16 protein-coding genes are annotated in these 20,106 nt (G+C 59.7%); 5 read left to right on the plus strand and 11 right to left on the minus strand.

Annotated elements, in window-relative coordinates:
* Window positions 1-11: 11 nt before the first annotated feature.
* Window positions 12-740 (minus strand): phosphatase PAP2 family protein, encoded by a 729-nt coding sequence (locus IF103_RS04625; RefSeq protein WP_023378857.1) that lies wholly within the window; start codon window positions 738-740, stop codon window positions 12-14.
* Between the two features lie 178 nt (window positions 741-918).
* Here IF103_RS04625 and colR point away from each other — a divergent pair, with 178 nt between their 5' ends.
* The 5 genes from colR (at window position 919) to IF103_RS04650 (ending at window position 4,628) form a co-directional block, all read left to right on the plus strand.
* On the plus strand, window positions 919-1,602 hold the full coding sequence (colR, locus tag IF103_RS04630) for a two-component system response regulator ColR (protein ID WP_003255215.1): 684 nt from the start codon (window positions 919-921) through the stop codon (window positions 1,600-1,602).
* The gene (locus IF103_RS04635) at window positions 1,592-2,902 is read left to right on the plus strand and encodes a sensor histidine kinase (RefSeq protein ID WP_023378858.1); all 1,311 of its coding nucleotides are present in this window, start codon (window positions 1,592-1,594) and stop codon (window positions 2,900-2,902) included. The genes colR and IF103_RS04635 overlap by 11 nt, the downstream gene beginning before the upstream one ends.
* Before the next feature lie 107 nt (window positions 2,903-3,009).
* The gene (locus tag IF103_RS04640) at window positions 3,010-3,690 is read left to right on the plus strand and encodes a class I SAM-dependent methyltransferase (protein WP_023378859.1); all 681 of its coding nucleotides are present in this window, start codon (window positions 3,010-3,012) and stop codon (window positions 3,688-3,690) included.
* Between the two features lie 6 nt (window positions 3,691-3,696).
* Window positions 3,697-4,398, plus strand: coding sequence for a lipopolysaccharide kinase InaA family protein (locus IF103_RS04645; protein ID WP_023378860.1), 702 nt, complete (start codon window positions 3,697-3,699; stop codon window positions 4,396-4,398).
* A complete protein-coding gene (locus IF103_RS04650) occupies window positions 4,395-4,628 on the plus strand; it encodes a hypothetical protein (RefSeq protein WP_023378861.1) in 234 nt (77 codons plus the stop codon). Before IF103_RS04645 ends, IF103_RS04650 begins: the two co-directional genes overlap by 4 nt.
* Before the next feature lie 80 nt (window positions 4,629-4,708).
* On the opposite strand, the gene IF103_RS04655 is transcribed toward IF103_RS04650, so the two are convergent.
* From IF103_RS04655 to IF103_RS04700, 10 genes are all read right to left on the minus strand, one after another.
* Entirely contained in the window at window positions 4,709-5,896 is a 1,188-nt protein-coding gene (locus tag IF103_RS04655) for a Bcr/CflA family efflux MFS transporter (RefSeq protein ID WP_202675897.1), read from the minus strand.
* Window positions 5,893-6,819, minus strand: coding sequence for a diiron oxygenase (locus IF103_RS04660; RefSeq protein ID WP_202675898.1), 927 nt, complete (start codon window positions 6,817-6,819; stop codon window positions 5,893-5,895). The genes IF103_RS04655 and IF103_RS04660 overlap by 4 nt, the downstream gene beginning before the upstream one ends.
* A 22-nt stretch (window positions 6,820-6,841) precedes the next feature.
* Entirely contained in the window at window positions 6,842-7,885 is a 1,044-nt protein-coding gene (locus IF103_RS04665; RefSeq protein ID WP_202675899.1) for a SagB family peptide dehydrogenase, read from the minus strand.
* A 519-nt stretch (window positions 7,886-8,404) separates the two neighbouring features.
* A complete protein-coding gene (locus IF103_RS04670; protein ID WP_202675900.1) occupies window positions 8,405-11,449 on the minus strand; it encodes a multidrug efflux RND transporter permease subunit in 3,045 nt (1,014 codons plus the stop codon).
* Window positions 11,450-11,462: 13 nt separating this feature from the next.
* Window positions 11,463-12,611, minus strand: a complete 1,149-nt coding sequence (locus IF103_RS04675; protein ID WP_186598805.1) for an efflux RND transporter periplasmic adaptor subunit — start codon at window positions 12,609-12,611, stop codon at window positions 11,463-11,465.
* 187 nt (window positions 12,612-12,798) lie between these two features.
* A complete protein-coding gene (locus tag IF103_RS04680) occupies window positions 12,799-13,896 on the minus strand; it encodes a DUF1513 domain-containing protein (RefSeq protein WP_023378867.1) in 1,098 nt (365 codons plus the stop codon).
* A gap of 2 nt (window positions 13,897-13,898) precedes the next feature.
* Window positions 13,899-14,963, minus strand: a complete 1,065-nt coding sequence (locus IF103_RS04685; RefSeq protein WP_023378868.1) for an imelysin family protein — start codon at window positions 14,961-14,963, stop codon at window positions 13,899-13,901.
* A 16-nt stretch (window positions 14,964-14,979) separates the two neighbouring features.
* On the minus strand, window positions 14,980-16,407 hold the full coding sequence (locus IF103_RS04690; RefSeq protein WP_202675901.1) for a di-heme oxidoreductase family protein: 1,428 nt from the start codon (window positions 16,405-16,407) through the stop codon (window positions 14,980-14,982).
* 150 nt (window positions 16,408-16,557) lie between these two features.
* Window positions 16,558-17,895 (minus strand): imelysin family protein, encoded by a 1,338-nt coding sequence (locus IF103_RS04695; RefSeq protein WP_202675902.1) that lies wholly within the window; start codon window positions 17,893-17,895, stop codon window positions 16,558-16,560.
* Window positions 17,896-18,054: 159 nt separating this feature from the next.
* Complete coding sequence (locus IF103_RS04700) at window positions 18,055-20,106, minus strand: putative bifunctional diguanylate cyclase/phosphodiesterase (protein WP_023378871.1); 2,052 nt, start codon at window positions 20,104-20,106, stop codon at window positions 18,055-18,057.

Raw genomic sequence — 20,106 nt, forward strand, 5'->3', positions numbered from 1 at the left:
ACGCCGGCTCCCTACACGGTTTTCGGTGCGACCGCGGGCACCACTGCCATCCCCCGTCGGTACAGGACCAGGTAATACGATCCCAAGCCGATCAGCCAGCAGAACACGGCTGTCCACACGTTGTGCGACAGGAAGTGCGCACCTTGCATCATCCGGCCAATCGACAGCACCGACCCGGCGACGAAGGCCACCGCCAAGGCCACCCGAGCCAGGCGAGGGCGACGGTCGCGCAGCATGAAGAACAGGCCGAACAGGCAGAAACCAGTCGCGGCGTGGCCACCGGGCCAGCACAGCCCAGGCTTGTCGGTGGCCGGTCGCGTTTCCAGCAGCTTGCTGTAGGTTTCCTTGCCGCCAAACTGGGTCAGGCTCCATGGGCACTGCACCTGGGTCACTTTTTTCAGTGGCGTGACGAACGCCGTGGAAAGGCCCAGCGCCAGCACCAGACAGCCCAACTCACGGCGCCAGCCGAAAAGCCGCTTCCAGAAGAAACTCAAGGCGAAGGTCACCAGCGCCAGTACACCTAGCAGGATCACACCCTGCTTGACCCTGTCATGCAGAATGTTTTCCAGCAGATAGCTATGGCGGCCGATGAACTGACCGGCCGCCGGGTCGAAGAACAGGTTGGCCACATCCATGTCGAGCGAGGTCAATTCGAGCAGGATCAGCGCCAGCGCGGTGGCCAACGGAATGCCCAGGTACAACCAGAAATTGATCGGACGGGGAGGGGTAGCTTGCTGCATGACAACTCCAGGCACACAAAAGAGCAGCCATTCTGGGCTGCCCGCTATCCTGTGTTCGTGAAGGAACGGTGAAAAATCCGTCAGCCGGGCCGATATTTTCCCAAAGCTGGCGCCAGGCCAGCGATGGCCTTAAGCTGCGCCTGCCGCGCACAGCGAAAGCGCCGCACAGGAGACCTCGATGCGCATTCTTTTGGTTGAAGACAACCGCGATATCCTCGCCAACCTCGCCGACTACCTCGGCATGAAAGGCTACACCGTCGACTGCGCCCAGGACGGCCTCTCCGGGCTGCATCTGGCTGCTACCGAACATTACGATCTGATCGTGCTCGACATCATGCTGCCAGGCATCGATGGCTACACCCTGTGCAAACGCCTGCGTGAAGATGCGCGGCGCGATACCCCGGTGATCATGCTCACCGCCCGCGACCAACTGGACGACCGCCTGCAGGGCTTCCGCTCCGGTGCCGACGACTACCTGCTCAAACCCTTCGCCTTGTCGGAACTGGCCGCGCGCATCGAGGCGGTGCTGCGCCGGGCCCAGGGCGGCGGGCGACGCACCCTGCAAGTCGCCGACTTGAGTTACGACCTCGACACCCTGGAAGTCACCCGCCAAGGGCGCCTGCTCAAGCTCAACCCAGTCGGTCTCAAGCTGTTGGCGGTGCTGATGCAGAAGAGCCCGCACGTGCTGCGCCGCGAAGTGCTGGAAGAAGCCTTGTGGGGCGACGACTGCCCGGACAGCGACAGCCTGCGCAGCCATGTCCACCAGTTGCGCCAGGTCATCGACAAGCCTTTCGAAAAGCCGTTGCTGCATACAGTCCATGGCGTCGGCTATCGCCTCGCCGAGGGCCGCGATGGAGTTTAAGCAAAGCCTTGCCCAACGCATCATCATCGCTTTTGCGCTGATGAGTGCGCTGGTGGCCGGCGCTTTCGCGTTCGGCATCGTCGCCACCGTGCACCTGGTGGAAGAGCGTTTGATCTCCTCGGTCCTCGGGGGCGACCTGCAACGGTTGCTGCGTATGGACAGTGTCAGCGACTGGAGCCACAGGCCGCGCCCCGACCAGCTGTTCTACTTCAGCGGTGGCCGAGACGATTTCGAACTGCCCAAGGACTTGCGTCACCTCGACGTGGGCTTCCACGAGGTGTTCCGAGACCAGCTGTCCTACCATGCGATGGTCGAGATCGTCGACGGACGGCGTTACGTGCTGCTGCAGGACCAGAGCGATTTCGAGGAACGCGAGCGAGTGCTGTTCGCCGTGGTCGTGGTTGGTTTCGTGCTCAGCCTGGTGCTGGCGGTGGTGCTTGGCTGGCTGGTCGCCCGGCGGGTGATGGCCCCGGTGATCCGCCTGGCGCGCCAGGTTCGTCACCGCGACCAGTTGCTGGGCCTTGCCCCCCCGCTGGCGCCAGATTACGCGGCGGATGAGGTCGGCCAGTTGGCCGTGGCCTTCGATGATACCTTGGGCCGGCTGCGTGACGCATTGACCCGAGAACGTCTGTTCACCAGCGACGTCAGCCATGAACTGCGCACCCCGCTGATGGTGCTGGCCACTTCCTGTGAATTGTTGATGGAAAACCCTGCGCTCGACAGCCGGTCGCGTAGCCAGGTAGAGCGTATTGCCCGCGCCACCGAAGAGATGCGTGAGCTGGTCAAGACCTTCCTCATGCTCGCCCGCGCCCAGCGCGACGAGGGCGCGGTGGCGTCGCAGGCGACTTTGCGTGAAGTGGCCGATGACCTGATTGGCGTCTGGCGGGACACCATCGAGCAGAAAGGCCTGACCTTGTACTTCGATGGCCGCGTCAGTGCCAGTTCCGTGTTGTACAACGCCACCTTCCTGCAATCGGTGATGGGCAACCTGCTGCGCAACGCTGCCCATTACACCGACAGCGGTTACATCCGCCTGAGCCTGGAACCCAATGGCTTCAGCGTGGAGGACAGCGGTGTGGGGATCCCGGAAGAGCAGCGCGAGGCCATGTTCCGACCCTTCGTACGCGGGGACGAGCGTCGCGGTGAGGGCCTCGGACTGGGCCTGTCGCTGGTTCAGCGCATCTGCGACGACCAGGGCTGGAGGGTTACCCTCACGGCGACCTCGCCCCACGGTTGCCGCTTCCAGGTGGACCTGAGCAAGACTGCGGAAAAAGCCAACAATCTGGCTATAGCCGAGTAATGTTTAGAAACAGCCCGCATGGCGGCTAACGTATTTTTCACATCCGCATAACCTGATTCCAACGCTTCCTTACCTAAGGTGGGCGCACTGGAGTCAGGAGATGCCCCATGCGCAGCCCCATCAAACTAGAATTTTCCGAGAAGTACGACCAGCAACATGCACAAGAGTACTTCTTGAAGCACCAGGATGGACTGGCTCGCCGCCTTTCTCACCAGCGTGACGAGCAACTGGCTCGCCGCGCCCTGGCCTTGGCTGGCGAGCCAGGGTTGGTGCTTGACCTACCCTGCGGCGCAGGCCGTTTCTGGCCGTTGCTGGCTGAGAAGCCCAACCGCGTAATCATCGGTGCCGACAACTCCGAGGCGATGATCGAGACAGCCTGTGCCTCGCAACCGCCAGAAGTGGTAGCCCGGGTACGACCTTTGCAGACCTCGGCTTTTGCAATCGATCTGCCGGATAATTCCGTGGACAGCATCTTTTGCATGCGGCTGTTCCACCATATCGGCGAGGCGGCCCACCGGAAAACAATTCTTTCGGAATTTCAAAGGGTTAGCCGTGACAGCGTAATCCTGTCATTGTGGGTGGACGGTAATTTCAAGGCGTGGCGGCGGAAAAAGCTCGAGCAGCGCCGTAGCGCCAAGGCGAACAAAGACAGTTACCAGAACCGTTTCGTGTTACCGGCGACCACGGTTGAGGATGAATTCGAAGCTGCCGGCTTCAGGATTCAGGAACGTTTGGACTTCCTGCCGTTCTATGCGATGTGGCGAGTCTATGTATTGCGCAAGGGGTAGTGGTTAATGGCAGTCGGCCAAAGTCAGGCATCGAAGTTCGATTTCTACTGGCACCAGCAGGGTGAATGGGTCGAGGAGCCCAACCAGCGGCGTGGCGGTGAAAGTGGAGTACAGCGGTTGAGCGATGCCAATGGGCAAGTGTTGTACGCCAAGCGTCAGGTCGGGCACATCTATCGAAGCCTGCTGCATCCGTTCGGCAGGCCGACCGTGCTACGCGAGCTCGACGCATTGAACAGCTTCGAGCAACTGGGGGTGCGCGTGCCCCGCATCGTCTTTTGCGGTGCCGAACGCGATGACGACCATCAATGGCGTGCTTTGCTGGTCAGCGAGGCGCTCGATGGGTTCGTCGATCTGGACACCTGGCATGCCGAAGGCGCGCGCGAGCGCTACCCGCAAGTCGTGCACCAGCGCATGATTCAGGACTTGGCCGATAATCTGGCGCGCATGCACCTGGGGCATTGGCAGCACGGTTGCCTGTATGGCAAGCACGTATTCGTCAAGGTGATTGGTGACGGCGAGCAAGCCCGTGTGGAAGTGGCGTTGCTGGACTTGGAAAAGTGCCGGCGGCGGATCAGTTGCCAGCGTGCGGCAGCCAATGACCTTCGCCAATTGCGCCGCCATTCGTCGTTCACCGACGCAGAGTGGCAATCGCTGCTCTATGTTTACAAGATGGCGTTTGGCAGCGCTGTCAAAGGGTTAGAGCAATGAAACTAGAAATCGCTCGAGCTTTGTTCCTGGTAGCTGGCCTGGCGGTGACCACGGTAGCGGCGGCGGCCTGGGAAGAGCCGAAGCCCACGGTGTTCAGCAAGGCCGAGTTGAGCGAGCAGTGTGCACTGCCGCGGGAAGTCAAACAGCAATCCCAGGCCCAGACCCAACCGGATCAGGACCTGCTGCTATTGCTGTTCGGCTTGCGCCAGGGGTTGAGGCCATTTGGTTGAACCCTGCGTTAGCTAGAAAAGCCAGAGGCCTCGCGATTGCGGGGCCTCTGGCATTTTTGTGTCTGTCTTTCCGGCAAAAGTCAGCAATGCTGCGTGCTATCGACCTTGAGGCACATAAGCAGCAGGCAACCGCTAAGCGCGCTGCTCAAGAATAGAATTCCTAAGCTCATTGGAAGTAGGTGTTCGGCTGACGCGACCAAAGTGCCTGCAAGTCCACCGCCGGCAAATAGCAATGTAGTACTGAGGGACGCGGCTGCCCCTGCCTGCTGCGGATAACGGGCCAACGCCTGCGAAGTCGAGGCGGGTCGTACCATCGTTGTTCCTGCCGTGCATAAGATCATCGGTATCATGAGACCAGCTACCGATAGCACTGCTGCCCACTGCCAAATCAATAAAGTGATCCCTGCGGTACCTATAAGCAGGAATCCCGTGCAAATTTGAGCCTGCACACTGACGCGATTGTTCAGGAAGGTCGCGGTTGCACCACCGACGACATACGCCAGCCCATAGGCGATGAATACAACGGAAAACTGATACGGCGTGAGGCCAAGTTGGTCCATCAGTACCAATGGTGCAATGACGATGAAGGCAAAATGGCAGGCGAACGCGAAAGTGGCCTGCAGGGAATAGGCTATATAGAGCGTGTCACGCAGCATGGGAAGATAGCTTCGAATGCCCGCATTACTGCTGTATGACGCAGGTTCTTCATGCGATAGCACCCAGGTAAGAAACATGACAAAAGTAGCGATCAAAATAAATGCCGTAAAGCTGCCTTCCCAGCCGAATAATTGTTGGAGCGCAGCGCCCGCGATCGGTGAAATTGATATGAATAAACCACTTGCACTCGTTATTACGATGCGCATGGTGTTGCGCTGCTTTCCGCTATAGAGGTCCTGTATCAACGCCTGGCCCAGAACCAGACTTCCACAGCCGGCAGCCTGTAGCAACCGGAATGCCATAAAGGTCTCATAGTCAGATGAAAGTAGGCAGCCGGTAGCCCCGGCAATGGATACAGCCAATCCACCGAGTAGCAACCGATTACGACCAATTCGATCTGACAGGGGGCCAATCACCAATTGCGCCACCGCTACGCCAAAGGCGAAGAAACTTACGGAGTAAGCTATTTGCTTTGGTTGTACTTGAAAGGCTTCTGCAAGCGCTGGGAATGAAGGGAGAATGACGTCCAGAGGGAAAACGCCTAGTAGGCATAAAAGAATCAGTAACAATGGGCGAAGAATGGTGCTTTTTAAAGTTTTGGCCTGGTTCATGCTGGCAGTCCTGCTGCCCTGAATTGAATCGCATAGCGCTCATCTTTAAGTAGCTTGGTGCGCTTAATCGCCTGAAGCGTTATTTTGGAAATTGCGGGTAATCGAAGCGTCCAGTTGGATGTTATGTCGTTGATAATGACTTTTGCAATGGATGGGTGCTTTTTGAAAATTGACTGTAAGAATGGCTCGTCGGGTTGGCAGAAAGCGCGGAGCGCTTTCAGTAAAGTAGGAATTAGATAATCCTTCTGAGAGATTGATAGCTGATGCCAGAGTTGTGCGAAACAGTCTGAGAAAAAAATGGCATGGCGCCCTTCATCATGAAGGTGGTCAATCAGCATGTTTGCCACAGGCGTGACAAGTGAATCGCGAATCAAATTGTACAGTTCGTTGGTTATTATTGTTTCAGAAACAAAGGCGATGCAAAAGCGGGTAATCCCGTTGAGCGATTGGGGGCTATTTTGTAATAATTGGTCAAGGCTATTAATGCGCGCAGAATTTATTCGTTCAAGGCAAAAATGGTTCGCTACTGGGTCCGCAATTTCTTTAGAAAAAAGCGCGTGATACGCCTCGTCGGTATAAAGTTTTAACGCATTAAGTTGCACGTCTTTATCAAAGAAATGTTTTAAGTCGCCAGAAATGATACATTGCACGGTTTCATTGATGTGACCCATTTCAAGTCGTGTCGTGTAGTCCATGAAGTGGATGAGGTGGTAGGCGTGCAGTACTAGCAAATCTTTTTTTGAAAGCTGTTTGGCTGAATCATGAGCCAACGCTGGACTTAACGCCCTAGGAAACCACAGGTCGGGTTCGGACTGTGTAAAATCTTCTACGGAAAAATGGTAGGCATAAGGGCGCGAGCGTACAGCACTCGTGATGTGCCAGCTTTTAAATACAGTACTGCTACGGGTTGTAATTTTTTCCATGCGTGTGTCTCGCGCCAGTACTTTACGATATCAGAGCCCTTAAGGAACGAGGTGTCGCATTTCCGTTGCTATAGCCACATGCGACGAAAAAAAGGACGTGTTCACTTGGGTTGTCGAACATGAGTAGAGGCTCGATGCTCGTTTCGTTTAATGCGCCGGTGAGCCAAGTATTCATGCCTCTGTCGGTTGCGGCGAGTTGGAAGGTCTGTGCGGCATGACCAACTTCTATTAGTGCCATTCGATAGGCGCGCGAATGCTCGTATTTCCACCACAATTTGTCGAATCTGGAGCTCAAGAACAATCCAGCGGGTATGTCATTGGCGAAGTGCTGGCCCGATAATAAATCACCCAGGGCACAAGGCAGTGGGCTTCGCCAATGAAGCTCATGTCGCCGTGGGTCGTAGTAATAAATTCCGGCTTCCAGGCTGTCTACGTTGTTTACATATACATAGCCTTCAGTAGCGTTCAGCCCGCCTACTGAGGGGGTGGCGCGGCGTCTTGAGTATTCATTTTCTTCCTCTTTGACGTAATTAATGGTTCTGCTTCCAATAAAGCCTAAGGTATGGTGTAAAATTTCGGCAAGATCAGCTAAGGAGATCGGTATTCGCTGGAAGTCTCTAACGGTTGCTCGGTTTTTGAATGCCTTGTCAACTGCAAATGTACTTCTTGGTATAGGCAGTGAAATGCCGCTTTCGCTGGTGCGGGAATTATCAGGCTGTATATTCTTGTTTAGTACGGAGTTGCAGTGTTCAAGGTGCTGCAGTGCCCACTCCTCCTCGCTTGAAGGGTGATTTTCTATAGGGATGTCTTTAGTGCCGTAATGGAATATTCTTGAGAGTACATCCCAGCCCCAGTCAGAATTGTCGTCGGCATCGTCCATGAAAACGTTGCAGCATTTCAGATCGGCGGTTAGATCGTCATTTAACTCTTTGTGATCTTTCTCGTAAATGAGATGGATTAACCGGTTTGCGTGGTCTCTGGATAACTGGTACTGTTTGTGGTTTTTGAAATCCCAGCAAATCAGGGAGTTATTCATGGCGATAAAGAAGCAATTTTTACTTATCATGCTCCCTCCTTTAACAACTGAAGGGCAGGCCGGCACTGCTCTTCAGTATTTATGGGTTAAGGCTTGTTTGGTTTTTTTGAACAAGTGCGCCATGTTCGCCAATTTGGTGCATTCCATCTTAATGGTTTTCATATTGTTCTCTCCATTTTGGTGTCGCGTCATTGCGACGTTTTTGATAATAGCGGTAAGTTCAAGATGTACAAGTCGAAGAGGGTGGCGAAAATTCTGATGTGGTTGTAGGGATTTTTACCATGGCCACTTTAAAGAGCGGATTTGTTTCTCTGTAAGGCGTCTAGAATGCGGGTGCCCTAGCATCTCCATGCTGACTGTTATCATGCGAATTAGATGCAGGAATTGCTCTGTCTTTCACTGATAACCAGCAAGATCAGGCGTGAATGGATGGTGTGAGAGCCTGGGAGCGGTAATTTTTAGATTGTGTTGCGGAGCAGCGCTTTTCTATTGGGGATTTTGTATCTGGCTTTTCGGCCTCTTCGCGGGCGAGCCTGCGAAGAGGCCGGATCAGGTTAATGCGGGCTCGTTGGCCTTCGCCTTGTGCGCCAACAAGGTGTAGATACAAGGCAACACAAACAAGGTAAACAGCGTGCCAATCGACATCCCGGTGGCAATCACCGTACCGATGTCAAAACGGCTCACCGCCCCGGCCCCGGTCGCCAGAATCAGCGGCACCATGCCGAACACCATCGCCGCCGTGGTCATCAGCACCGGCCGCAGTCGAATGGCCGCCGCTTCCTCGATGGCCTCACGCACGCTCAAGCCGCGTTCCTCACGCAACTGGTTGGCGAATTCGACGATCAGGATGCCGTGTTTGCTGATCAGCCCGATCAAGGTCACCAGCCCGACCTGGGTGTAGATGTTCATGCTCGAAATACCCAGGAATAGCGGCAGCAACGCCCCGCAGATCGATAACGGTACCGTTACCAGGATCACCAGCGGGTCGCGGAAACTCTCGAACTGTGCAGCCAACACCAGGAAGATGATTGCCAGCGCCAAGCCAAAGGTAACCCATAGTGCGCTGCCTTCCTGGACGAACTGCCTGGCCTGCCCGGCGTAGTCGAAGGCGAAACCGTCCGGTGCTTCTTCACGGGCGATATCCTGCATCGTCTTGAGCGCTTCCCCCATGCTGACCATCGGGACGCCCTGAATGATCGCCGAGTTCAACTGCTGGAACTGGTTGAGCTGGCGTGGGCGGGCGCGGTCGCTCAGGGTGATCAAGGTCGACAGCGGCAGCATCTGGCCCTGTTCGTTCTTTACGTAGTAACTGTTCAACCAGCCAAGGTTGTCGCGGTAGGGCCGTTCGACCTGGGCGATCACCTTGTAGCTGCGGCCTTCGAGGGTGAATCGATTGATTTCCGCCTCACCCAGCAGGGTCGCCAGGGTACCGCCGAGGGTCTCCATGGAAACACCCATTTGAGCCGCCTTCGCCCGGTCGATGTCGACCAGCACTTCGGGCTTGTCGAAGGCCAGGTCGATATCGAGGAAGGCGAATTTTCCCGAGGCCTGAGCGCGAGTCTTGACCCGTTCGGCAACCTCCAGCAGGGCAGGGTAGTCACCGGCTGTGTTGATCACGAACTGGAACGGCAAGCCTTCGCCGGTGCCGGGCAGCGACGGCAGGTTGAAGCCGAAGATCTGCAAGCCACCAATCTCTTCGAGCTTGGCTTGTACCAGCGGCAGCAACTCCATCTGGGTGCGCTCGCGTTCGTTCCAGGGTTTGAGCAGGAAGCCGCCGATGCCGGTCTGCACGCCGTTGAAGCCATTGATCTGGAATGACGAGTAATACTCGGGAAAGGTCTTGAAGATCGGCGTGAAACTATCGGTGTACGCATTGAGGTAGTCGAGGTTGGCCGGTTGCGGCGAGCTGCTCATCATGAATATCACCCCCTGGTCCTCGTTGGGGGCCAGTTCGCTTTGGGTGAATTTGAGCAGCACCGGAATCAGGCACAGGATGATCACCGCGAACACCAGTACCACGGGCCGACTGTCGAGGGTGGCATGCAACATTCGCTGGTAGCGGACTTTCAGACGCTCGAACAGGACGTCCAGCCGGTGGGTCAGGCCGCTGGGGTTTGCATCGGCGCGCAGCAGCAGCGCGCACATCATCGGTGACAGGGTCAGGGCGACGATGCCCGAGATGATCACCGCACCGGCCAGGGTCAGGGCGAACTCCTTGAACAGTGCCCCGGTCAGCCCGGTCAGAAAGCCGATGGGGGCATAGACGGCAGCCAGGGTGATGGTCATCGACACCACCGGCAGGGCGATCTCGCGTGCGCCTTCTATCGCCGCATTGAACGGTGACTTGCCTTCCTCGATGTGTCGGTGGATGTTTTCCACCACGACGATGGCATCGTCCACCACCAGCCCGATGGCCAGCACCATCGCCAGCAGGGTCAGCAGGTTGAGCGAGTAGCCCATCATCTGCATGAAGAACAGTACGCCGATCATCGACAGTGGGATGGTCACCACGGGGATCAGCACCGAGCGCAAGGCACCGAGGAACAGGAACACCACCACGATGACGATCAGCACCGCCTCGCCAAGGGTCTTGATCACTTCGTCGATCGAGGCCTGGATGAACAGCGTGGCGTCGTAGGCAATCGACACTTTCAACGCCGAAGGTAACTGGCTCTCCAGCTCGGGCATGATGCGACGCACTTCCTTGATCACGTCCAACGGGTTGGCAGCGGGGGTGGCCTTGATACCGATGTACACCGACGGGGTGCCGTCGAACGAGCTGACCGTATCGTAGTTTTCCGCACCCATCTCGACCCGCGCCACATCCCCCAGCAGCACCCGGCTGTCGCCGTTGGTCTTCACCGGCAGGGCGGCGAACGCCTCGGCCGACTTCAACTCGGTGCTGGCGTTGATGCTGGTGACCACGTATTCGCCCTTCACTTCGCCGGCAGCGGAGAGGAAGTTGTAGCGGCGCACGGCGTCGGTCACGTCAGTGGCCGACAGGCCGAAACCGGCAAGCTTCACAGGGTCGAGCCAGATTCGCATGGCAAACACCTGGTTACCGAGGATCTCCGCTTCGGCCATGCCTGGCAGGGTGGCGAGCTTGGGCTGGATGACCCGTGACAGGTAGTCGGTGATCTGCGGGTTGCTCATCTCCTTGCTGTAGAAGCTGATGTACATCAGCGCGGAAGCATCGGCGGCTTCCTTGCTCAGCACCGGGTCTTCGGCGTCTTGTGGCAGTTTGTTGCGCACTTCGTTGGCTTTGGCCAGCAACTCGGTGAACAAGCGGTCGCTGTCGGCACCAATGCGCGCGTAGATGGAGATGACCGAAAAATTCTGCCGGCTGACCGAGGTCATGTAATCGATGCCCTCGGCACTGGCGAGGCTCTGCTGCAGGGGCTGGGTGATGTAGCCCTGGATGGTTTCGGCGTTGGCCCCGGGGTAGGCGGTGGTCACCGTGATCAGGGCATTCTCCATTTGAGGATACTGGCGGATCTGCAGTTTGCTCCAGGCCTGGAAACCCAACAGCAGAATTAGCAGGCTGACCACGCAGGCCAGTACCGGGCGGCGGATGAACGGGTCGGTGAATGCCATGCCTGACTCCTGTTCAGTCCGCGGGCGGGGCGCTTTGGGCGGGACGCAGCGCGGTGTCCTGGCCGATGCGGATGGCCGCACCAGGCGTGAGCTTGAGCTGCCCGGCGGTGACCACCTGCTCCCCGGCCGCAAGGCCTTTGCTGACCACCACCACGCCGTCGCGACGCTCGCCGGTTTGCACGGTGCGTTGCTCGGCAGTCAGTTGCGGGTGGCCTTGGGCATCGTGCTCGATCTTGCCGTCCTTGTCCTTCTTCGGGGTGGCTACATACACCGAGTTGCCGTAGAGGGTGTAGGTGATGGCGCTTTCAGGCACCACTACCTGGAGTTGTGGGTTGGGCAACAACACCAGCAGGTTGGCGAACATGCCCGGTAGCAGCTTGCCGTCCGGGTTGGCCATGGTGGCGCGCACCAGCAGGTTGCGGGTGTCCTCATCGACCTTGGGGTTGATCGCGCTTAGGCTGGCGGGGAAGGTCTGGCCTGGGTACGCCGCCACCTGTACCAGCACCTGCTGGCCCAGGCTCAGTTGCGGTAAAGCTTGCTCGGGCACGTTGAAGTCGACGTAGAGGCTGCTCAGGTCTTGCAGGGTAGCGATCACCGTGCCGCTGGCCAGGTAGTCACCGACATCGACCTGGCGAATGCCGATGGTGCCACTGAAGGGGGCGTTGATGCTCTTTTTCGCCAGGGAGGCCTTGAGTTGGTCGACCACTGCCTGGTTGCGCCGGTACTGGGCCGTCAGGCGGTCGAACTCGCCCCGAGAGATGGCTGAGTCGCCCACCAGCTGGCTGCCGCGTCCGTAATCAACCTTGGCCAGGGCCAGGTCAGCCTGTGCCGTGCCCAGCAGAGCGGCTTCCTGGTCGCTGTCCAGTTGCAGCAGGAGTTGCCCTGCCTTGACCTGCTGGCCGGAGTCGAAGTGCAAGGCCTTGACCGTACCGGACTGCTCCAGGCTCAGCTCGACTCCCTGCCATGCCTTGAGGCTGCCCACAGCAGGCAGGCGTGTCTGCCACTGGCGCTCTTCCGCCAGGGTGGCAGCCACGGTGATCGGTGGCCTGGGCGCAGAGAACACCTGGATCTGTTGATAGATCGAGTACGCCTTGATGCCCCCCAAGGCCAGCACGATCAGCACAACGACGGCCAACATGATAAGCATGCGGCGGCGCAGCATAGGTCCACTTCCTTGGATAGGTGGTTGTTATTCGCTTTGACACGACAACGGGCGATCCTGCCCACGTGCGATGGGGGAAGTATTGACTGTTTTCGACGGGCGGGGAAGGGGAGTGTCGTGGCTGTGCTGCCCCCATCGCCACGGTGGGTCTTGGCGACCAACCGTGGCGATGGGGGCAGCACAGGTATCAAGCCAGGTGCAGATGGTTGTCCCAGAAGCCCGAAGGCAGGTTCATCGGCTGCCCGATCAGTTCCGCTTTGCGGCAATCATAGAACCTGCAACGGCCCTGTCCGGAGGTCACGACGAAACCGTCCTGCACCGCACCCACACCGGCGCAATCGGGCATCGGCGCATCAAGCTTGACCGCGCCGCTGTCCAGGTCCCAGATGAACAGCCGGTTGGCCCGAGGCGCGGTCAACGCCACCAGGCGCAGGTCGCTATGGATGGCCACGCTGGCGGTGTATTGGGCCATTGACTGGAGTTGGCGTTCCGGCACCGGGAAGGCCTTGAACGGCTCGCCCGGACGCTTGATCGCCAGCAGCTCGGCGGTCTCGGTGGCATCGCCCATGAACTGTTGGCAGGCGGCAATGGTACCGTCGCTGCCCACCGCCAGGTGGCGCACGCTGTTCATCTGTTGGGCGAGGGTTTCCTTGCTCAGCAGGGTGCCGTCACGCTGCATCAGCACCAGGCTGGGCTCCATGGCATCAAGGTTCATCTCGACCCGGCTCTCGGCTTCGGTGCGGATGCCGCCGTTGGCCACGACCAGGGTTTCGCCATCTGGCAGCCAGGCCACCTCATGCGGGCCGATGCCATGGGTCGGGATCTCGCCGGTATGCACCAGGCGCTCGCCCTCGAAGCGATAGATACCCAGCACGCCCCGACCTGGGTCGGTGGTGTCGTTTTCCGTCGCGTACAACCATTGGCCATCCTTGTGAATGACTGCATGGCCATAGAAGTGACGGTTCGGCTGTGAGGTGACGGTCTGCAACAGGCGCCCGTCGCGCAGGTCGACCAGGTAGCTTTCGGTACCAGGACGCCGGGCGACGAAAAGCGCTATCGGCAACTCGGGGTGGTTGATGATGGCATGGCAACGCTGGGCGACCTGGGTGCTGAACACCAGGGTGCCATCCAGGCGAAACCCGACGGCATAGTGCTTGCCGTCGCCATCGTCACGCGCCGAGAGCAGCAGGGGCTCGCTGCCTTTGTTGCGCAGCAGGCTCCAACCGCCCAGGGTAAGGGCGCTGAGCAATACGCTACCGAGTTTGAGTGCCTGGCGTCGCAGCATGATCAGTCACCGTCGTTGGCATTGAAGCCAAGCTGGATGTTCAACGCCTTGGCCAGCTCGCCTTCGTGCAGGCGGTGGACGACGTTGAGGCTGTCGTAGATCTGGTTGAGGGTCTGTTGGCCAGCTTCGTCGGCAAGCAGCTCACCCAGTGTCTTGTGATTGTCGGCCAGCAATTTGAGCGACGTCGCGTAGGCGTCGTCGATCTTTTCCACCAGCGCTTTCTGATCGCTGCCCAGCAGACCGCGCAGGCCCTGGTTGTCGACCCCGACCCAGACCGCTTGGGCAGCTTTCAGGCTGGCTTCCAGGCTCTTGAGCGAGGAGTGGCTACGCCAGGCTTCGGCTTGCAACGGCTGGGCGATACCCTTGCTCTGACGGCCCATCGGTGCGCCGAGCTTTTTCTTCAGAGTGTCCAGGGCGGTGACCTGGGCGCGCAGCAGGTCGGCGATGGCCTCGTGGGAGTCGGCATAGCGCTGGTTGGGGAACTTGGTCATCTGCGACAGCATCCCGTCGGTGCTGTTCCAGGTCTTGAGGATCTCCTCGGCCAACACCTTCTGGTGTTCGCCGATGGCCACCAGCAGTGGGCAGTAGCGGGCTTTCTGCTCGGCCGTGGCGATGTCCGGCTTGCTGTCGAACAGAATGTATTCGTAAGCCGACAGGCCACGGACCACGACGCTGGCCTTGCTCAGGGCTTCGGCGTCGACCGGCTTGTCGCCACTGAGCAATTGCTCGACCTGGCGACCGACCAGGTTCTTCTTGTCTGGCCAGAACTGCACTTGCCAGGCCCGGTTGCCCTCGGCCAGCGGGCCGACGAGCAGCGGCTGCAGTTCGGCCCATGCCTTCTGCGCATTGAGGAAGTCGGCGCGGGCGGCCTCCAGGGACTGCTTGCCTTCGCAATAGGCCAGGGCGCTGGCAGCCAGCTGGCGGTCGGCTTCGACCCAGCGGCTGTAGGTGGGCAGGATCACTTGCTTGGCGATCGCGGCGGAGGTGATTGCCTGCGGATCCTGCGGCGAGCAGGCGCCCAGGGCGAGTGCGGCGAGGCTGGTGAACAACAGTTTGGGTCGGAACATGCCGGGTCCTTACGCGTTAAAGTGAATTCAGGAAAGCCAACAGCGCAGCGCGCTGTTCGGCATTGAAGGTGAGCACTTGGTTACGTGCCGCCTCGGCTTCGCCACCGTGCCAGAGCACGGCCTCGAGCAGGTTTCGGGCACGACCATCGTGCAGGAACTGGGTGTGGCCGCTGACCGTTTCGGTCAGGCCGATGCCCCAGAGCGGCGGCGTGCGCCAATCCTGGCCGTTAGCGGCGAACTCGGTGCGCTCGTCGGCAAGGCCGGGGCCCATGTCGTGTAGCAGCAGGTCGCTGTAGGGGCGGATGACCTGGCCCGACAGTTCCGGCTCGGCAGCATTGGTGGCTGTGGTGAACTGAGGGGTGTGGCAGCCTTGGCAACCGGCTTGGAAGAACAGGTTCTTGCCGGCCAGTACCTGCGGCGCATCCACGTTGCGTCGGGCTGGCACGCCGAGGTTGCGGGTATAGAACGTGACCAGTCGCAGAATGTTGTCGCTGACTTCCTTTTCGCCATTGGCGCCGTCGCCATTGGGCGCAGACAAGCAGGCGGTTTGCGCCGAGGTACAGTCGTCCTTCGGTTGCAAGGTGCTGGTCAGGCCCATGTCGCCAGCAAAGGCGTGCACATTTTGCTGGTTGACGTTGGGCTGGCCGGCTTTCCAGCCGAAACGGCCAAGCACCGGTTTGCCCTGTGCGTCGTCCCAGACCCGGTTGCCGCGGCCACGGATGCCGTCGCGGTTGCGGTCATCGGGGTCTTCATTGGCCAGGATGTCGGCTTCGGGGATGGCTTCGAGCAGGCCGAGGCCGATCATGGGCGGCGCTACACGGGCGGAGAAGCGTGTATCGGGGTGCATCGGCCCGTAGCCAAGCTGGGTGATCTGCAAGGTCGGCTTGCGCAGTTCGACCTGGTGGCCGTCCTCGAAGGTCACGGTCTGGCGGTCGTAGCTCACGCGCACCTTGCCTTCTGGTGCCACGCCGGGGATGGCCATGTCCTGCAACTGGGTGCCATAGACTGGCTCGGGCACCACGCCCAGGCGTTCGATTTCCTTGGCCAGGTAGGGTTGGTCGGGAATCGACAGGCGCACGAGCATCGACACCGCATTGCTGTCATCCGGGCCGGGCGGGTGGCCGCGTCCGTCACGGACATGGCAGTTCTGGCAGGCATTGGTGTTGAACAGCGGGCCCAAACCATCACGTGCGGTGGTGGTGGAGGGAGCGATCACCCAGGGGTTGCGGAAGAAACTGTTGCCGACGCTGAAGTCCAGGCGCCGCTCGGGCGACAGGTTTGCCGACGGCATCGAAAAGGCGTTGCGGTCGCTACGCTGCACGGTCGCTTGACCCGCGGACAGCGCTTCGCCGGGCTCGGCCTGGGTAAAGCGCGGGGCGTCGTCACAGGCGGTGAGCGCGAAGGCCAGCAGCAGAGGGGAAAGTCGGGACAGCGTCAAGGACATCGAGAATCCTGGGCGTGAGCGAAAAACCGGCGTGCAAGCTTAGCAAACCAGGGAAGTTTGAATAAGAGCAATTTGCAATTGCCAGATGAAATGGGTGTGAACGAAAAAGGCGACCCGAAGGCCGCCTCTTCCCACATTGCCACTGCTGAATCAGAACTCGTGATCAGCGGTATCCGGGTTCAGGTTGGCAATACCCAGCTTGCCAGCGGCCTGTTCGATCGCACCGGTCTGCTTGACCAGCGAGGCGATGGCGTCGCGCACGATCTGGTTGCCGGCAGCATTGTCGGCGGCGATCAGTTGGTCGTAGTGCTCGCCTTTGAGGGCGTGGTCGACGATGACCTGAATCTTCGCCTCGGTGGCCTCCAGATCGGCCTTGAGGGTGGCGTCGGCAGCCGGATCGACCTTGGCCACCAGTTCCGACAGGCTTGGGCCGCTCAGCTTGGTGCCGTCGGGACGGGTGTACTCGCCCAGGTAGACGTTGCGGATGCCCTTGGCGTCATAGAAGTGCGAGTAGTGGGTGTTGTCGCTGAAGCAGTCCTGCTCGTCTTCAGGGGAGTTGGCTTCCAGGGAAACCTTCATGCGCTCGCCCGCCAGTTCACCCAGCGACAGGCTGCCCATGCCGAACAGCATCTTGCGCAGACCGTCGTTGACAGGCTCGGCTTCTAGCTTGGCGCGGTAGTTGTCGGCGACGTTCGGCGCCCAGTTGCCGACCATCTCTTCGAGGTCTTTGACCAGCAGTTCGGTGACGGCCTTCAGGTAGGCGCGGCGACGCTCGTTATGGCCGCCAGTGGCGCCTTTGCCTTCCAGGTAGTCGGAGGCTGGACGGTTGCCAGCGCCTGGGCCGGTGCCGTTGAGGTCCTGGCCCCAGAGCAGGAATTCGATGGCGTGGTAGCCAGTGGCGACGTTGGCTTCGGAGCCGCCCAGCTCATTCAGGCTGGCCAGTTTCTCCGGGGTGATGTCCTTGACGTCGACCTTCTCTTCGCCCACCTGGATCTGGGTGTTGGCGATGATGTTGGCGCTGGCGGCCGGGTTGCCCAGGGCGTGTTCGTAGCTCTTGTCGACATAGTCGATCAGGCCTTCGTCCAGGGGCCAGGCGTTAACCTGGCCTTCCCAGTCGTCGATGATGGTGTTGCCGAAGCGGAAGGCTTCGCTCTGCAGGTACGGAACGCGCGCGGCGGCCCAGGCAGCCTTGGCGGCTTTGAGGGTTTCGTCGTTGGGCTTGGCCAGGAATGCCTCGACGGCGGTCTGCAGGGCCTTGGCGGTGCTCAACGAGTCGCTGTACACGGCGTAGACCATCTCGGTGTAATGCTTGACCACGGCCTTGCCGGCCGCTTCGTCGACAGCCCCCGGCGCTGCTGCAGCGGTGCTGGCGGCAGCAGGTGCCTGAGCTTGCGGAGCGGCAGCCTTGTCATCCTTGCCTTCACCGCAACCGGCGAGAGCGATGGCGATGGCCAGCAGACTGGCGGAGGCCAGAGGCATTCGAATCATTGTTGGTTTCCTGCGTCGTGGAGTTGGACCATGGGTTAGGCCGTGTGCCGTGGCACGCGAAAGCGTAACATCATGCGAAAGATTTGCATTTGCTGTAAAGAGGCCAGCATGCAATTCATGTAAATGCAGGTCACGGCCTGTAACCAGAGGGGAGCGGTGTTACAGCGCGGATACGTGGTTGCGCTGCGCCTGCTTGAGGAAACTCACCAGTTCACGCGCGGACAGCGGTTTGCTGTAGTGGTAGCCCTGGCCCTCATGGCAGCCCTGGGCAATGATGTAGCTTTCCTGCTCGGCGGTTTCCACGCCTTCGGCAATCACCTGCATGCCCAGGCTCTTGCCCAACTGGATGATGGCGCGAACGATGGTGGCATCGTCGTCATCGTCCAGCAGGTCCTGGACGAAGCTCTTGTCGATCTTGATCTTGTCCAGCGGTAGCGACTTCAGATAGCTGAGCGAGGAGTAGCCGGTGCCGAAATCGTCGATGGCGATCATCGCGCCGGAACGACGCAGGCTCAGCAGGTGCTGGGCAGCGGTGCTGATGTCTTCCATCAGGCCGGTCTCGGTGACTTCCAGCTCCAGGCTGCGCGGCGGCAGGCGGTAGGCCTGCAGCAGGTTGTTGACCACCCGTGGCAGTTCATTGTGGTGCAGTTGCACGGTGGACAGGTTCACCGCCATGCGCAGATCGCTGAAGCCCATGTCGTGCCATTCGCGTAATTGGCGACAGGCCTGGTCGAGCACCCATTCGCCGATGGCGATGATGTTGCCGTTCTGCTCGGCCAAGGGGATGAACTGGTCCGGTGGGACCATGCCCAGCTCGGGGTGATGCCAGCGCAGCAGCGCTTCCACACCCACCACCCGGTTGTCGCGGTAGCTGATCTGCGGCTGGTACACCAGGTACAGCTGGTTACGCGACAGGGCTTCGCGCAGGTCTTTTTCCAGTTCGCGGCGTCGGCGCATCTCGCTGTCGACGCTGGCGATGTAGAACTGGTAACGGTTGCGCGAGCGTGCCTTGGCCAGGGTCATGGTCTGTTCGGCTTTTTGCAGCAGTTTTTCGGTGCTGTCGCCATCCTCAGGGAACAGAGTGATGCCAATGGTGGCGCGCAGGCGGATTTCCTGATGGTCGAGGGCGAACGGCACTTCCAGGTCGTCGAGGATGCTCTGCGCCAGCTCGGCCGCCTCATAGGGCTGCTCGATATTGGCCTGGACCAGGGCGAACTGGTCGCCGCCCAAGCGCGCCAGGGCACCGAGACGGCCGCTATGGGCGCGCAGACGGTCGGCCAGGGCCAGCAGCAGTTGGTCGCCCGCCTGGTAGCTGAATTGCTCGTTGATGCCCTTGAAGTCATCCAGTCCCACGCACAGTACCGCTACGCGGTGCTGCAGGCGGCCGCCGTCGACGAGGATCTTGTCCAGCTGTTCCTGTAGTTGCTGGCGGTTGGGCAGGCCGGTGAGGAAGTCGTACTGGGCCATGCGCTGCAGGCTGTTCTCGGCTTCATGGCGCAGGTGGGTATTGCGCTCGATGGAGGCCAGCAGCTGGTTGGCAGTGTTGACCCAGATGCCCAGTTCGTTCTTTTCGTGGCCCTTGAGCAGCGGTATCTGGTGCTGGCTGGGGCGGTCGGGGTTGATCTGGGTCAGGTGGTCGATGATCTTCGACAATGGCTTGGTGAGCAGCCAGTGGTAGACCAGGTACAGTACCAGGCCCATGGCCAGGGCGCGCAGTACGCCGGAAATGAAGATGATCACCGCATTGATCAGGAAGTCTTCGCCGTAGGCGGCGGTGTCGAGGGTGATGCTCAGGTCGCCGTAGTACTCGCTGTAGGGGCCGCGGCCAACCAGTTGGGTGGTGTAGGTGCGTTCCTGGCCGAGGATCAGGTCGGTCAGCCAGCGCATCGACATGTCGCGCAGTGGGCGGGATTTTTCGGCCAGCATGGTTTCGTTGGGGTGGCCGATCGAGGCCATGCGCACCGACTCGTCCTGGAACAACCCCTCCATGACCTGCATGCCCATTTCCCGGTCGAGGCTGTACACCGCCTGGGTCGATGGATCGCGGAACATGTCGAGGATCCGCTGGGCATCGCTGTTCACGGCCTGGCGGGTCTTGTAGGTGTCGTAGACGATCTGCGCGCAGCTGAGAACCACGCCGACCGCCAACGCCGACAGCAGCACGACCCTGAGCAACTTGACCGACAAGCTGTTCCGCAATTCCAGCTTCAA

Origin of the sequence: Pseudomonas sp. SK2, assembly GCF_016772395.1 — a bacterium.
Lineage (GTDB): Bacteria > Pseudomonadota > Gammaproteobacteria > Pseudomonadales > Pseudomonadaceae > Aquipseudomonas > Aquipseudomonas taiwanensis.